This is a genomic window from Aurantiacibacter hainanensis, from assembly GCF_036321025.1.
Taxonomy (GTDB): domain Bacteria; phylum Pseudomonadota; class Alphaproteobacteria; order Sphingomonadales; family Sphingomonadaceae; genus Alteraurantiacibacter; species Alteraurantiacibacter hainanensis.
The window spans coordinates 66,641-81,074 of record NZ_JAZAPB010000001.1; the positions used below are offsets into that span (position 1 = coordinate 66,641).

Genomic DNA, 14,434 nt, shown 5'->3' on the forward strand with positions numbered 1-14,434 from the left:
GCTGGAGTGCCTCTTATGCGTTGGATTGCCGTGCCCCTCGCCCTCATGTCGCTCTCCGCACCGGTTCTGGCGCAGGACGACGGCGGGCAGGTCGTGGAAAAGCCGGCTGCCATCGTGGCAGACGGTATTCCCGCGATCCCGCAATCGCTGGCGGCAGAAACGCGGCCCTATTTCGAATACCGAACCGCGGGCTTCAGCGGCTGGAACGCAGGCGATCGTTCGATGATCGTGACCACCCGCTTTGCCGACACCGCGCAAGTCCACCGCGTGGCCGTGCCCGGCGGCGCGCGCACGCAGATGACCTTCGAGGAAGAGCCGGTCGGGGGAGCCAGCTATTCGCCCGACGGCAGCGTACTGCTCATCTCGAAGGACATCGGCGGCAACGAGTTCGACCAGATCTTCCGCTACGAGAACGGTCAGCTGGCGCTGCTGACAGACGGCACCAGCCGCAACGGCCTCGGCGCGTGGACCAACGACGGATCGATGGTCGCCTTCAGCTCGACGAAGCGCAACGGGCGCGACACCGATCTCTACATCATGGATCCGCGCGATCCCTCCACCACCCGCGTGCTGGCCGAGCGACAGGGCGGCGGCTGGTTCGTGGCAGACTTCACGCCCGACGACAGCGCTGCGCTGGTGATCAACTATATCTCCGTGCAGGAAATCGAGCTTTATCTGATCGACCTCGCCACGGGCGAGGAAACCCGCATTACCGATCCCGATAACCCGATGGCCTTCAGCGGCCTGGAATATGCGCCCGATGGTCGCCTGTGGGTGTCGACGGATCAGGGCTCCGATTTCAAGCGGCTGGGCACGCTTGACCCGGCAACCGGCGCGTTCACGCCGGTGGTGGAAGAAGACTGGGACATTTCCGGATTCGATATCTCCGACGACGGCAGCTTCATCGCCTACGAGGTGAATGCGGCGGGCCGGTCGCAGCTGAAGATCTACGACATCGCCAGCGGCGAGATCCGCACGGCCGACTTGCCGCCCGGCGTCGTTGGCGGATTCGAAATCGCACCTTGGGGCGAAGTCGGCTTCACCTTCAGTTCCAACCAGGCATCGTCCGATGCCTACAGCCTCGACCCGGAGACACTAGAACTCACCCGCTGGACCACCAGCGAGACGGGCGGGCTCGACCCGACAGCCAACGTGCTGCCCGAACTGGTCGAGATCGAGAGCTTCGACGGCGAACCGATGTCGGGCTTCCTCTATCGGCCGGACCCTGAACGCTTTCCCGGACCGCGCCCGCTTATCGTGGATATTCACGGCGGCCCCGAAGGCCAGTCCACCGCCAGCTTCCAGGGCCGGGCCAACTACCTCATCAACGAATGGGGCGTGGCGATCTTCGAACCCAACGTGCGCGGCTCCACCGGTTACGGCAAGCGCTTCGTCAGCCTCGACAACGGTCCCTACCAGCGCGAGAACTCGGTGCTGGATATCGGCGCCTTCCTCGACGTGCTTGAAGCGGACCCCGCCATCGACGCGGAGCGCATGATGGTGACCGGCGGCAGCTACGGCGGCTACATGTGCTATGCCAGCGCCCTGCGCTACGGCGACCGTTTCGATGCCGCCGCCTGCGTCGTCGCGATCTCCAGCTTCGTCACTTTCCTCGAGAATACAGAGGATTACCGCCGCGACCTGCGCCGCGTGGAATATGGCGACGAGCGGGACCCCGAACAGCGTGCCAAGCTGATCGAGATCAGCCCTCTGACCCGGATCGACGAGCTTGACATACCCTTGCTGGTGGCGACCGGCGCGAACGATCCGCGCGTTCCCGCATCGGAAGCCGATCAGGTCATCCAGGCGGTGCGCGACAACGGACGCGAGGCGTGGCATTTCCTCGCCGAGAACGAGGGTCATGGTTTCGCACGCAAGGAAAACGCCGATTACTACTATTGGACCTTCCTGACTTTCGTGCGCGAAAACCTGCTGGACCAGGACTGACGGGAACCGCCAGTCACGATGCCAGCCCTCTCCGATATAGGAATACTCGTTGCCGGCCTCCTGCTGCTGATGGTCGGCGGGGACGTGATGGTGCGCGGCGCGGTGCGCATTGCCGAGCGGCTCAGTCTCTCGCCCATGCTGATCGGCCTCGTGGTGGTCGGCCTGGGCACGTCCAGCCCCGAACTGGCCGCCAGCGTTCAGGCTGCCCTCGCCGGATCGCCGGGCCTGGCCATCGGCAACATCGTCGGCTCCAACATCGCCAACCTCCTGCTGGTGCTGGGCAGCGCGGCCCTGATCGCCCCGATGGCGGTGGATCGCACCGCCCTGTGGCGCGACGGCGGCGTGGGCCTGGCGGCCTCGCTGGCGCTGATGCTGGCGGCCTACACGCTGGGCCTCGACCGCGTCGTGGCCACGGTGTTTCTGCTCGCCCTCGCCCTCTACATCTGGAGCGCATACAAGCAGGAGCAGACCTTTCCGGCGGACCAGAAGGTGGATCACAGCGCCGCCTACGACAGGGCCGCGGCTTCCGAAGGGCTGGACCCCGCCCTCTCCCCGCACGACGCGCCTGAGGGCAGCCTGGCCAAGGCGCTGGTGCTGTTCGTCGTCGGACTGGCGGTGATCGTCGGTGGCGGCACCCTGCTGGTCAACGGAGCCGTGGCCATTGCATCCGACATGGGCGTGAGCGAGGCGGTAATCGGCCTTACCATCGTTGCCGTGGGCACTTCGGCACCCGAACTCGTCACCTCGGTCATCGCCGCCATTCGCGGGCAGAGCGACATCGCGCTCGGCAACGTGCTCGGCTCCAACATATACAACTTGCTGTTCATCGGCGGCGTCACCGGCCTTGTCGCGCCTGGCGGCATCCCGGAGAAGATCGCCGATTTCGACCTGCCGCTAGCTACGCTGACGGCATTCGTCGTGATGGTTTTCGCCTATACCGGCGGGCGGCTATCGCGCCGCGAGGGCGGTCTGCTGCTGTTCGGCTACGTGGCATACACGGCCGTTACCTCCGGCCTAGTCTAGACACGTCGCCGCCCTAGTCGAAGGTAAAGCCCGCGGCTTTCGCTTCCTCGATCACCTCTTCGCCGGTCTGCCGGGGATGATCGCCTGATATCTCCGCCCACCGGGCCTTCTCGTCGACGAAAATCTCCTTCTCGACGGCGAAGGCATCGGCATCGGAGAACAGGCCCGCGTGAAAGCTGCGGTTGCCGGTTGGCAGAAACTTGTACCACAGGTTGCACCCGCAGGTGCCGCAGAACGCGCGTTCCGCCCATTCGCTGGAGCGATAGCGGCTGATCGCATCCTCTCCCGCGATGGTGAAGCTTTCCCCCGCCAGCGCGGCGTAGAACGGACCTCCGGTGCGACGGCACATGTCGCAGTGGCATATCTCTACGGATTGTTTCGGATCGACGAGCGTTATCGTCACCGCGCCGCACAGGCAGTGCCCCTCGATCGCGGCCGCGGTCATCCTAGGGTTCCAGCGGTACGCCGGGCTTGTGCTTGGACGTGCGAATCGTCAGCGAAGTCTTCACGCTGGCCACGTTGGGCGCGGGCGTCAGCTTGCTGGTCAGGAATTCCTGGAAGCTCTGCAGGTCCTTGCTCACGATCTTGAGGATGAAATCGATCTCGCCATTGAGCATGTGGCACTCGCGCACTTCCTCGAGCCCGGCGATGTGATCCTCGAACGCCTTCAGGTCCTCCTCCGCCTGGCTGCGGAGGGAAACCATCGCGAAAACAGTGATGGCAAAGCCCAGTTTCGAGGAATCCAGGTCGGCGTGGTAGCCACGAATCACGCCCTCTTCCTCCAGCGCGCGCACGCGGCGGAGGCACGGCGGAGCGGTCAGCCCGACGCGGCGCGCCAGGTCGACATTCGTCACCCGGCCTTCTGCCTGAAGCTCCGCCAAGAGGCGGCGATCAATCTTGTCGAGTGTGGACATCCAAAAGCCCCCTCCAGGGATTCCGCAATCCTGCGGATGTAGCACGCAACATATACTACGCCGGAACGCGTTCTCGCATAACAAAGTTCCTTATGATTGCAATTGTCCCCTTTTGCAACGCACCGGGCAACGGCCATGCCTGCCCCCCCTCGCCCGGCTATTGGCACGGTTGGTGAACCTTTAATCGCGTTTCCAACCGGAGCCTGAATGCTGTTCGATGACCGCCTAGCCACCGTGCTGCGCATGCGCGCCGGAAGCGAGGCCGCCTTGCGCACACAATTCAGGCAGTTACTCGACCTGCTGGGCACGCGGGATCCGGGAGTTCCGGGAGACGCGCTGGCCCGCATCGCGCGGTCTGCAGCAAGGTTGCCAGCTTCGGAAATCGAGCGGATGCTCGTTCGGCCCGCGCTGGAAAAGGGCGATGCGCGGCTCGCCACCATCAGCGGTTTCGTGCGCCTGCACGAATTGCAGCAGGCGATTCCGCAGGAAACGCAGTCCGCCATCCTGCGCGAGCCCGGCCTTCGCCTGCGCGATCCCGAGTTCGTGGCCTTCCTGGCCGAGGGCGATCCCAAGCCTGCCGCCGCCGCCGTCGCCACCGCGCGTCTGAGCGAGGCGCAGTGGCTCGACCTGATCCCCCGACTGCCGGTGACCGCGCGCGGCTTCCTGAGGCATCGCCGCGACCTGCCGGAGGGCGTCAAGCGCCTGCTGAGCCAGCTCGGCGTCCGGGACCTGGTGCTGCCGATGGGGAGCATGGCGGAGGAAGAAGCCGCCGCCATGGCAGCAAGCGAAGCCGGCCGGGAAGCATCCGATGTATCCCCCGTGGCGGGCACACCTGCCTCAGAAGAAGGGATCGGCGCGCTGCGACGGCGGATTGAGGCTTTCCGCGAGAACCGCCAGCAGGCCAAAACGGCCCCTCGCCTGCCCTTGGGCGACAGCGCCGCGCAGCCGGACGCTCCCGGTCACGACGTGCTCGATATCGTCACGGACGGCGCCGGCAACGTGGTAAGCGCGGACGGCTTTGCCGCGCCGATGCTGGTTGGCCTTAAGCTGACGGCCCCCGCCCCCGGCACGCTGGTAAGTTTCGAAGACGATGTCGCGGCCCAGTTGCGCCGCCACCTTCCGTTGCGCCAGGCGCACCTGACGATCGACGCCGCGCCGGAGATCAGCGGCGAATGGCGTATGGACGCAACGCCGCTGTTCGCCACCGCCACCGGCGGCTTCACCGGATACGCCGCGCGGCTCTACCGCCCGAACCGTCCGGTCGTGAGCGGGCGCGAGGACAGCCAGGCCGACGCCATGCGCCAGGTGCTGCACGAACTGCGCACTCCGGTAAACGCGATCCAGGGCTTCGCCGAGATCATCCAGCAGCAGATCTTCGCCACCGTACCTCACGAATATCGCGCCCATGCCGCCGCCATCGCGGTCGATGCCGCGAAATTGCTGGCCGGGTTCGAGGAAGTGGACCGGCTGGTGAGGCTGGAAAGCCGCGCCATGCAACTGGAGGAAGGCAGCTGCGATTTCCGCGCCGCGCTGGCCGACACGGTGGAGCGCCTGCAGCGCGTGCTGCGTCCCCGCAACGCGGGATTTGCGCTCGAGATCTCCGGCTCCCATTTCACCGTCGGGTTCGACCGGACAGAGGCAATGGCCATGTGCTGGCGACTGCTTGCCACTGCGGCGGGCGCGCTTGGGCCGGGCGAGGAATCGCGGCTGGCTCTATCGGGTGACGAGGCTGGCATCACGCTGGACCTGTCGGTGCCCGAATCCCTGCGTGCCGCGGCGCCCGATACTTCTCGCGAGGGGCAGCGGCGCAGCGTCGTCAGCGCGGGCATGTTCGGGCCGCGTTTCACATTCCGACTGGTGGAGGCCGAGGTCCGCGCAGCCGGGGGTTCGCTGTCGTGTGAGGGAGACCGGGTGACATTGCGCCTGCCCACCTTGACCTCGACGGGGGCGAGCCATAGCACCGGCACCGGATCGCAGGGCAACGGCCCTTGAAACAGGAGATCGACCATGGCGATGGGCAACATGCTCAACCCGCCATCCGCGGGCGCCACGGCGAGCTTCGCTGACGATACTCCGCGTTTCCTGCTGACGGTCGACACCGAAGAGGATTTCGACTGGGACCGGCCCCTGGCGCGCGACAGTCACGATACCCGGCACGTCAGCCAGCTGGGGAAATTCCAGCAGTTCTGCGAGAACGAGGACGTGGTGCCCGTCTACCTGGTGGACTGGCCCATAGCCAATTCGCAGACCGCGGCGCAGATCCTGCGCGAACCGCTGATCGATGGCCGGGCCGAGATCGGCGTGCAACTGCACCCCTGGGTGAATCCGCCGTTCCAGGAAGAGGTGACGCAGCACAATTCCTTCGCCGGCAACCTGCCGCCGGACCTGGAGGACAGGAAAATCGGCATGCTGCGCGAAGCGATCGAGAAGAATTTCGGCCTCGCCCCGCTGATCTACCGCGCCGGACGTTACGGCCTTGGCAGGCACACCGCCGCATCGTTGGAACGGCATGGCATAGCCATCGACACCTCGGTGCGGCCGCTGTTCGACTATTCCAGCGCCGGAGGACCGGACTATCGCTTCCACCCGCGGCATCCCTACTGGATCGACGACGACAGGACATTGCTGGAGCTGCCGCTGACCAGCAGTTACTGGGGGATGCTGCGCCAGCAGGGCGGACTGATCTACCCGCGGCTATGGCGCGTCCCCTCCATGCGCGGCGTGCTGGCCCGGCTGGGCCTTCTGGAACGGGTGCCGCTCACGCCCGAGGGCGTCAGCGTGGAGGAGGCGATCCGCGGGATCGACATCGCGCTCGACGACGGGCTGCCCCTGCTCGTCCTGTCATTTCACAGCCCCTCGCTGCGCCCCGGCTCCACGCCCTACGTCCGCGACGAGGCCGATCTCGACGCCCTGTACGACTGGTGGCGCCGCATCTTCGCCTACCTGCGCCAGCGCGGCGTCGCCGCCAGCAGCGTGCGCGACGTGATGGGCGCCGTGAAGCGGTAGGCGGGAACCCGCACGGAGGGCCGCGACAGGGCGGGTAGAGAGGGTCTTCGAGCCCTCCTCCGCCGCGACCTTTTGCTAGCCTCGCTTCACTCCTTCCATGAGATGACACCGTCGACGGATCGCCATTCGGCAGGCCGGATCAGCTTCTCGTGCGCGATCGTGACCGACTGTATCTCCGCCTCGATCTGACGCCGCCAGTGCGCCAGGAAATCGAACAGGACCGGGAAGTCCGGCGCTGCGTCGTATTCCTGCCAGGCGAACAGCTGAAGCAGAGAGGGGTGATCGGGCATGAAATAGCAGATTTCGGCCGTGGTCAGCCCGTATCCGTCGAGCTGGGCGATCAGGGCGCGATCGGTCATCGTCGTGGGCCACCTCGTTCGCAAGGCCGCCGCTCGGGTTCGCGGGTCCTGTTCCAGGATGCGAGAAGCGCCTGGGCAACCTCCGGCTCGTATTTCGGGCGAGGCGGATCAAACGGGTGAAGATAGCGGGAGAAGGGCTGCGACATCAGATGGTCCTCCTTTCTGTCTTCGATGCCTGCTCCATATCATGGGACGCGACGGGTCATATTTTTGAGTCAGGACGGCGATCTCGTCAAGACGGAACGAGAGCGGCATCGGCACCGATTGGCACTCGCTGCGAAGAGTGCCAAAAAATTTTCAGCCCCCTCTTGAAGCCGAATTTTTCGCCGCCCATTTTTCTCGCGTCTCCTGCTGGATGACCCGGGGGAGACACCATTGACATATCGCTTATTGATGGAGGTTATGTATGAATTTCCGTCCCTTGCACGATCGCGTGCTTGTTCGTCGTATCGAGGCGGACGAGAAGACCGCTGGCGGTATCATCATCCCTGACACCGCCAAGGAAAAGCCGATGGAGGGCGAAGTCGTCTCCGTCGGGGCCGGGACTCGCGACGATTCAGGCAAGCTGGTCGAACTCGCCGTGAAGGCGGGAGACCGCGTCCTGTTCGGCAAATGGTCCGGCACCGAAGTGCGTATCGAGGGCGAGGATCTGCTCATCATGAAGGAGAGCGACATCCTCGGCATCATCGAGGCGAGCGCCGAACTGAAGAAGGCCGCGTAAGCAACGCAGCCCGATCGATCTTCAACCAACTTTGAAAGGAGCAGGCCAAAATGGCTGCCAAGGAAGTAAAATTTGCGTCGGATGCGCGTGATCGCATGCTCCGCGGCGTGGATACGCTTGCGAATGCGGTCAAGGTAACTCTCGGCCCCAAGGGCCGCAACGTGGTGATCGAGAAGAGCTTCGGCGCGCCTCGTATCACCAAGGACGGTGTCACCGTCGCCAAGGAAATCGAGCTTAAGGACAAGTTCGAGAACATGGGCGCGCAGATGCTGCGCGAAGTGGCCAGCAAGCAGAACGACAAGGCGGGCGATGGCACCACCACCGCCACCGTGCTGGCACAGGCCATCGTGCGCGAAGGCGCGAAGGCGGTCGCCGCCGGGATGAACCCCATGGACCTGAAGCGCGGCATCGATCTGGCCGTGAGCACCGTGGTTAAGGACCTCGAGGCCCACGCGAAGGAAGTCTCCGCCAACAGCGAGATCGCGCAGGTCGCCACCATCTCCGCCAACGGCGACGCCGAGGTGGGCCGCATCCTGGCCGAGGCCATGGAAAAGGTCGGCAACGAAGGGGTGATCACGGTGGAAGAGGCCAAGAGCCTCGAGACCGAACTGGAAACGGTCGAGGGCATGCAGTTCGACCGCGGCTACCTCTCGCCCTACTTCGTCACCAATGCCGAGAAGCTGAAGGTGGAACTGGAGGATCCCTATATCCTCATCCACGAAAAGAAGCTGTCGAACCTGCAGGCGCTGCTGCCCGTGCTGGAACAGGTGGTGCAGTCGAACCGTCCGCTGCTGATCATCGCAGAGGACGTGGAAGGCGAGGCCCTGGCGACGCTCGTGGTCAACCGCCTGCGCGGCGGGCTGAAGGTCGCCGCCGTGAAGGCACCCGGCTTCGGCGACCGGCGCAAGGCCATGCTGAACGACATCGCCATCCTCACCGCCGGCAACGTCGTCAGCGAGGAACTGGGCACGAAGCTGGAAAACGTCACGCTCTCCATGCTCGGTAGCGCGAAGAAGGTCATCATCGACAAGGACAATACCACCATTGTCGATGGCGCCGGCAACCGGAGCGAAATCGATGCCCGGGTCAGCCAGATCCGCGCCCAGATCGAGACCACGACCAGCGACTACGACCGCGAGAAGCTGCAGGAACGTGTCGCCAAGCTGGCGGGCGGCGTTGCCGTGATCCGCGTCGGCGGCGCGACCGAGGTCGAGGTGAAGGAGCGCAAGGACCGCGTGGACGACGCGCTGCACGCCACCCGCGCTGCGGTCGAGGAGGGCATCCTTCCCGGCGGCGGTATCGCCCTGCTGCGGTCTCTGAAGGCGCTCGAAGGACTTCAGGCCGCCAATGACGACCAGCAGTCCGGTATCGACATCGTCCGCCGCGCCCTGCGCGTGCCTGCCCGGCAGATCGCCGAGAATGCGGGCGAGGACGGTGCCTTCATCGTCGGCAAGCTGCTGGAAGGCGACGACTACAACCACGGCTTCAACGCCGCGACCGGCGAATATGAAGACCTGGTGAAGTCGGGCGTCATCGATCCTGCCAAGGTGGTGCGCACCGCACTGCAGGACGCCGCCTCCGTCGCTTCGCTGCTCATCACCACCGAAGCGCTGGTGGCCGAGCTGCCGAAGCAGGAAAGCGCGTCGCCCTCGATGCCGGCGATGGACTTCTAAGGCAGCCCAGTCTTTCGCCAACCCGGGCAGGCGCGTTCGCAGGGACGCGCCTGCCTTTCCTCCGACCCGGCTCTTTCCGGGTCCTAGTGCCCCGGCGCGCGGACGCTCTGCTCTATCGCGCCGAATGGTGCGGTCCCATCGCTCGTGCGCGCCTCCATCCGGATGCTGTCGCCAAAGCGCATGAACCCGGTTTCCGGCTTGCCGCCTGCGATGATCTCGATAGCGCGGCGCTCGGAGATGCAGCTGGAGCCGACTTCGGCGTAGTTCCTGTTGGCGACGGTTCCGGAACCGATCATCGTGCCTGCCACGAGGTCGCGCGAAGTCGCTGCGTGGGCGACCAGATCATGGAAGCCGACGGACATCTCCCGCCCATTGGCGTGACCGAAGGGTTTGCCGTTCCAGGCGATGTGGAGATCGAGACAGACGCGGCCATCCTGCCAAGCTTCGCCCAATTCGTCGGGCGTCACCGCGAACGGCGCGACCGAACACGCGGGCTTGGCGAGGATGAAGCCGAAGCCAGTGCGCATTTCCGGCACCGCGAACGCGCGCAGGGACCAGTCGTTGATCTGCACTATCAGCCTGATGTGCTTCATCGCTTCTGCCGGACTGGTGCCCATGGGCACGGCATCGACAATGACGCCGAATTCGCCCTCGAAATCGATCCCGCCCTTCTCGTCGGGAAGCACGACATCCTCGCGGGGACCGATGAAGCGATCGGACATGCCCTGGTACATCAGCGGTCGTTCGGGATTGAGCGGCTCTGTATCGAAGGCGACCTGCATCAGGTCGGCATGGGTCTGGAAAGCCGACCCGTCGAGCCACTGCCAGGTGCGCGGCATGGGAGCCCGCAATGATGCGGGATCAAGCGCCTCGCCGTCGCCTTGCCGAAGGCGTTCGGCGAGTGCATCGAGCCGGGTCCAGGCGTTTTCCCAATCCTCCAGAGCGGACAGAAGACTTGGAAACCGCGATCCTGCCGCGAGGCAGCGCGTTGCGTCGTCCGAAACCGCCACGAGTTCGCCGTCGGGTTTCCCGTTCGCGCGCGTCGCCAGGCGCATCAGGCCAGGTCCCCCGTGAAGGTTCCGTCGATCAGGATGAAGGCAATGCGGCAGTTGCGATCCGTGCGATTTGCCCAGCCGTGATTGGTGCCACGCTGGATGATGATGTCACCCGCCCGGCAGACGGTTTCGCCTTCGTCGACAATCAGCACGAGTTCGCCTTCCAGCACGATGCCGTAGTCGATCGTCTCGGTGCGGTGCATGTGCGCATGCTTCGATCCCGTGCCGGTGTGCGACGAGGCATCGCCCGCACCAACCTCGGCGAAGTGCGCCCTCGCCTCTTCCGGGGTGACGTTGTCGAGCTTGTCACCGTCGGGCGGAATGTCGAGCACCCGGATGCGCGTGCCGTTCTTCGGCGGAGCAAGCTTGATGCCGTCTTCCGGCGGCTCCCCCGATGCCGCGTCGATCGGGGCAGGCGTACCGGTCGTGTTCCAGACTTCGTGGAACATCGGACCTTCATCTCCCCCGATGCGCTGGTAGCGCGGCACGGGGCCATCTTCCTGGATGATTGCCTGCCCGTCGGAATTATGTCCGGTGACTATGCGCCGTGTCGGTCCTGTCATCATGGCCTTGGTCTCTCCGTCAGTCTGGCTTGCCAATCGGCGGAGGCTGGAAGAACAGCCCGCGCGCCTTGAGGTCGTCCTGTGCCTTTTCCTCCCGCTCCAGCGCAGCCTGTGCGCTCGGTCGCCGGGAAGCCTCGGCATAATGCCGCTTTAGCGCGGGAAATTCATCCTGATCGAAACCTGCCCCCGTGATGCGGAACCATATCCACGCGAGATAGGCATCGAGGATCGACCAGTCCTGACCCAGCACCCACGGCTGCCCGTTCAGCCTCTGCTCCAGCGGAGCCAGCTGCATGGCAAGCCCCTCGGCCGCCTTGGCCCGGATGCGCGGTGCGTCGGCAGCGTCGATGGAGATCATCGGCGCCATCACGAAGCGCGTCACCAGCGGATGCAGGTCGCTGGAACAGCGGAGCAATTCGCCGAGCATTCTTGCTCTTTCCGCCGCATCCTGCGGCTGGGGCAGCAGCCCTGCCTCTGGGAAGACCTGCGCCAGGTAGATCAGGATCGCGCCGTTCTGCACGATCACGCCATCGTCGGTTTCCAGCGCGGGCACCTTGCCAGCCGGATTGACGGAGAGAAACTCAGGTTTGCGGTGCTCCCCCGCCATGAAGGCGATGAGCCGCGTTTCGAACGGCTGGCCGATCTCCTCCAGCGCCGTCAGCGAAACGCGCGCGCAGGTCTGCGGAGCGAACCAAAGGACAAGCCCCTTGCTCATGCTGCGGCCCTTCCCGGCGATTTTAACGAGAGGACTGCCCACAGGGCACCAACCCCCGCGGCGAGCGAGTAGATGATGAGGGCTTGCGGCAGGTTGCCTGCAAGACCGGAAAGAGCAGCCAGCATCAAAGGTGCAAGAAACTGGGCCAGGAAGAAGGAACCCGTCCAGAGGCCCATTCCCCTTCCCCGCATGGCCGCCGGAAGTGAACGCATTGTCCAGGCAAGCATGTTGGGCAACATCAGGCCGCTGCCGAAGCAGATCAGGACGCCACAGGCAGCGAGAGCGAAAAGACCGGGCGAAAGCCCAATGCCGGCATAGCCAATGCTGGCCACTGCCAGACCGATCGCCAGCAACTTCGGGCCAGCATTCTGCCTGCCCCGATGAAACGCAAGCGATCCGATGGCTACAGCGAGATTGCAGATGGCTCCGATCAATCCGATCTGCGCGGGAGAAACCGGTCCGGAAGTCTCCAGGATAGGGCCAAGCTGAACGGTCACAGTGTAGAAAATGACGCCAACCACAAAGGTCACGAGCGCCAGCGGCAGGACAGTTCGAAACGGAAAAGCCTGCGCATCCGTCCTCTCTTCGCTCGCGGTAACGTCCGGCTCGAAGAGACCTATCGCAGCCGCCAGCGCCACCGGCAGCGCGAGCAAGTAGAGGAGAAAGGGCCCTCGCGAGCCCAGGAGTTCGCCCAGTATCCCGCCGATGGCGATCAGAACGATTGCCGCCACACTGCCAACGGCGATCTGCAGGGCGATCCATTTTTCACGGCGCTCGCCTGAAAAGTAGTCCCCGATCAGCACCGTCGCGAGAGTCATGATGACAGCTTCCACCACTCCGAGGCCGAAGCGAGCGGCGATGATCAGGAAGAGGTCGTTGAGAAACCATGGCAAGATGCCAAAGAGTGCGTAGAGCACGAGAGCGCAAACCATCAGGTGCTTGCGCCCGATCAGATCGGATAGCCATCCCGCCAGAGGCGAGAACACCGCGACGCAAAGCGCCGGTATCGTGAGTGCCATCGGCACAAGGAACTCGCTACGGGGCACGTCCGCGAATTCGCTCAGCAACAGCGGCAGAACCGGGATCAGGGACACGATTGCCATGATCGGCAGCACCGCGGTCGCCAGCAGGATCAAGCCCTGGCTTCTTCCCGCCTCTCGCGCCCACGGAGCGTGACCCTTCATGAAACCGGCCTTTCCGTCCCGATGGCGCACCCTGCGGCTTCCGGGTTGGATCGACGCAGAACGACTTGCAAGGTCCTGCCCCGGTGCGCGCGGGTCCGCTGCGGCCACGTCGTCATGCGGTGTGGCCACCCAGCGTTTCCGCGAACCAGTCTGCGATCAGGTCGCGGCCATAGCTCATGTTGTCTGCGCCGACGTGTTCGACCCCGCCCTCGCGCTCTGTGAAGATCACCTTCTCACGTCGCGGCGAATTGACGAGCTGGTCATACAGATCGTCGGCATAGTCGACGCTGATCTGCCGGTCGTGCGCGCCGTGGGTGACGAGGAAGGGCACCTTGATCCGGTCCATGTGGCCGTTCAGGTTCATGTCGGTCGACTTCTCGAGGAAATCGTCCTGATCCTTGGCCCCGAAGGCCCAGTGAACGTGTGCCCAGTAATGCGGCACCGGGTTCTCGCCTTCGCGCTCCATGCGCTTGTCCTGCACCTCGCGCCAGTTGTGATTGGCGCCCCACACGGCGCCGCTGGCAAAGCGCGGTTCGTAGGCGACGGCACGCGGGGCAAAGTGACCGCCCAGCGAGATGCCGGTCATGCCGATGCGAGAACCGTCGACCACGTCCCGCGCTTCCAGCCAGTCGACTGCCTTGCTTGCCCAGTTCTCGGAATGCGGATCGACCGGCAGGTTCTGAAGGCGCAGGGCCTCCCCGGTTCCGGGCTGATCGACGCACAGGGTGGAGATGCCGCGACGCGCGAGGGCGGCGGGCATTCCGGTCCAGTAAAGCATTTCCTTGCAGCTATCGAGACCGTTGCAGAAGACCACGCATGGCTTTGCCCCCTCGCCCGGCGCGCGGGTGAAGATTGCCGACATGGTGCCTTCGGCCAGCGGAATCTCGACCCGCTCGCGGTTGATCTTCCCAAGCTGTGTCGAGCGGTCGAAAATTTCGCGGGCCAAGGCGTAGGTTTCCTCGCGACCCTTGGTTCCGTGGCCCTGCATCCGCTCCGCCACCAGCAGGTAGAGCGATGCCCGCTCCATCTTGTCGGAGGCGGAGAAGGCACGGCCCTTCTCCTCATCTTCCGCCGACAGTTCCAGCAGCTTGTGGCCCATGGCCGCCCAGGCCTGCATGAACTGCGGAGTGCCGGCATCGGCACCGTTGTCGGCCGCATCCAGGATCGGCTGGCACATGTCGACGATCTCGCCGATGCGCCCCCCGCTTTCCATCGCGATGGCGACGCTGAGGTTCCAGATGTAGTTCTTGAAAGGCGAATAAAGGGCCACGCGA

Annotated in this window: 14 protein-coding genes; 6 read left to right on the forward strand and 8 right to left on the reverse strand. The window is 64.8% G+C overall.

The features are described from left to right. Positions 1 to 15: 15 nt before the first annotated feature. Together AAA989_RS00330 and AAA989_RS00335 are read left to right on the forward strand one after the other, a co-directional pair. Positions 16 to 1,947, forward strand: coding sequence for a S9 family peptidase (locus AAA989_RS00330; protein WP_338240403.1), 1,932 nt, complete (start codon positions 16 to 18; stop codon positions 1,945 to 1,947). 18 nt (positions 1,948 to 1,965) lie between these two features. Then, on the forward strand, positions 1,966 to 2,970 hold the full coding sequence (locus AAA989_RS00335; protein WP_338240404.1) for a calcium/sodium antiporter: 1,005 nt from the start codon (positions 1,966 to 1,968) through the stop codon (positions 2,968 to 2,970). Positions 2,971 to 2,983: 13 nt separating this feature from the next. Here AAA989_RS00335 and AAA989_RS00340 read toward each other — a convergent pair whose 3' ends face one another. Both AAA989_RS00340 and AAA989_RS00345 read right to left on the reverse strand, forming a co-directional pair. Further along, a complete protein-coding gene (locus AAA989_RS00340; RefSeq protein ID WP_338240405.1) occupies positions 2,984 to 3,415 on the reverse strand; it encodes a GFA family protein in 432 nt (143 codons plus the stop codon). 1 nt (position 3,416) lies between these two features. Further along, entirely contained in the window at positions 3,417 to 3,884 is a 468-nt protein-coding gene (locus AAA989_RS00345) for an Lrp/AsnC family transcriptional regulator (RefSeq protein WP_338240406.1), read from the reverse strand. Positions 3,885 to 4,091: 207 nt separating this feature from the next. Here AAA989_RS00345 and AAA989_RS00350 point away from each other — a divergent pair, with 207 nt between their 5' ends. Both AAA989_RS00350 and AAA989_RS00355 read left to right on the forward strand, forming a co-directional pair. Then, positions 4,092 to 5,876: a sensor histidine kinase gene (locus AAA989_RS00350; protein WP_338240407.1), complete on the forward strand. Its 1,785-nt coding sequence runs from the start codon at positions 4,092 to 4,094 to the stop codon at positions 5,874 to 5,876. Positions 5,877 to 5,891: 15 nt separating this feature from the next. Then, complete coding sequence (locus AAA989_RS00355; RefSeq protein ID WP_338240408.1) at positions 5,892 to 6,890, forward strand: polysaccharide deacetylase family protein; 999 nt, start codon at positions 5,892 to 5,894, stop codon at positions 6,888 to 6,890. An 86-nt stretch (positions 6,891 to 6,976) separates the two neighbouring features. Here the strand turns inward: AAA989_RS00355 and AAA989_RS00360 are convergent, their stop codons facing one another. After that, on the reverse strand, positions 6,977 to 7,249 hold the full coding sequence (locus tag AAA989_RS00360) for an usg protein (RefSeq protein WP_338240410.1): 273 nt from the start codon (positions 7,247 to 7,249) through the stop codon (positions 6,977 to 6,979). Positions 7,250 to 7,655: 406 nt separating this feature from the next. Between AAA989_RS00360 and groES the strand changes: the two genes are divergently transcribed. Together groES and groL are read left to right on the forward strand one after the other, a co-directional pair. Next, positions 7,656 to 7,970, forward strand: a complete 315-nt coding sequence (gene groES, locus AAA989_RS00365) for a co-chaperone GroES (RefSeq protein ID WP_338240411.1) — start codon at positions 7,656 to 7,658, stop codon at positions 7,968 to 7,970. A 50-nt stretch (positions 7,971 to 8,020) separates the two neighbouring features. Continuing rightward, positions 8,021 to 9,643: a chaperonin GroEL gene (groL, locus tag AAA989_RS00370; RefSeq protein WP_338240412.1), complete on the forward strand. Its 1,623-nt coding sequence runs from the start codon at positions 8,021 to 8,023 to the stop codon at positions 9,641 to 9,643. 83 nt (positions 9,644 to 9,726) lie between these two features. Here groL and AAA989_RS00375 read toward each other — a convergent pair whose 3' ends face one another. The 5 genes from AAA989_RS00375 to AAA989_RS00395 all read right to left on the reverse strand — a co-directional run bounded on the left by AAA989_RS00375 (position 9,727) and on the right by AAA989_RS00395 (position 14,430). Next, positions 9,727 to 10,698, reverse strand: a complete 972-nt coding sequence (locus AAA989_RS00375) for a fumarylacetoacetate hydrolase family protein (RefSeq protein ID WP_338240414.1) — start codon at positions 10,696 to 10,698, stop codon at positions 9,727 to 9,729. Further along, a complete protein-coding gene (locus AAA989_RS00380) occupies positions 10,698 to 11,264 on the reverse strand; it encodes a cupin domain-containing protein (protein WP_338240415.1) in 567 nt (188 codons plus the stop codon). Before AAA989_RS00380 ends, AAA989_RS00375 begins: the two co-directional genes overlap by 1 nt. Positions 11,265 to 11,280: 16 nt before the next feature. Next, complete coding sequence (locus tag AAA989_RS00385; RefSeq protein WP_338240416.1) at positions 11,281 to 11,976, reverse strand: glutathione S-transferase family protein; 696 nt, start codon at positions 11,974 to 11,976, stop codon at positions 11,281 to 11,283. Beyond that, positions 11,973 to 13,112: an MFS transporter gene (locus AAA989_RS00390; RefSeq protein WP_338240417.1), complete on the reverse strand. Its 1,140-nt coding sequence runs from the start codon at positions 13,110 to 13,112 to the stop codon at positions 11,973 to 11,975. Before AAA989_RS00390 ends, AAA989_RS00385 begins: the two co-directional genes overlap by 4 nt. 160 nt (positions 13,113 to 13,272) lie before the next feature. Further along, entirely contained in the window at positions 13,273 to 14,430 is a 1,158-nt protein-coding gene (locus tag AAA989_RS00395) for an alpha/beta hydrolase family protein (protein WP_338240418.1), read from the reverse strand. Positions 14,431 to 14,434 lie beyond the last annotated feature (4 nt).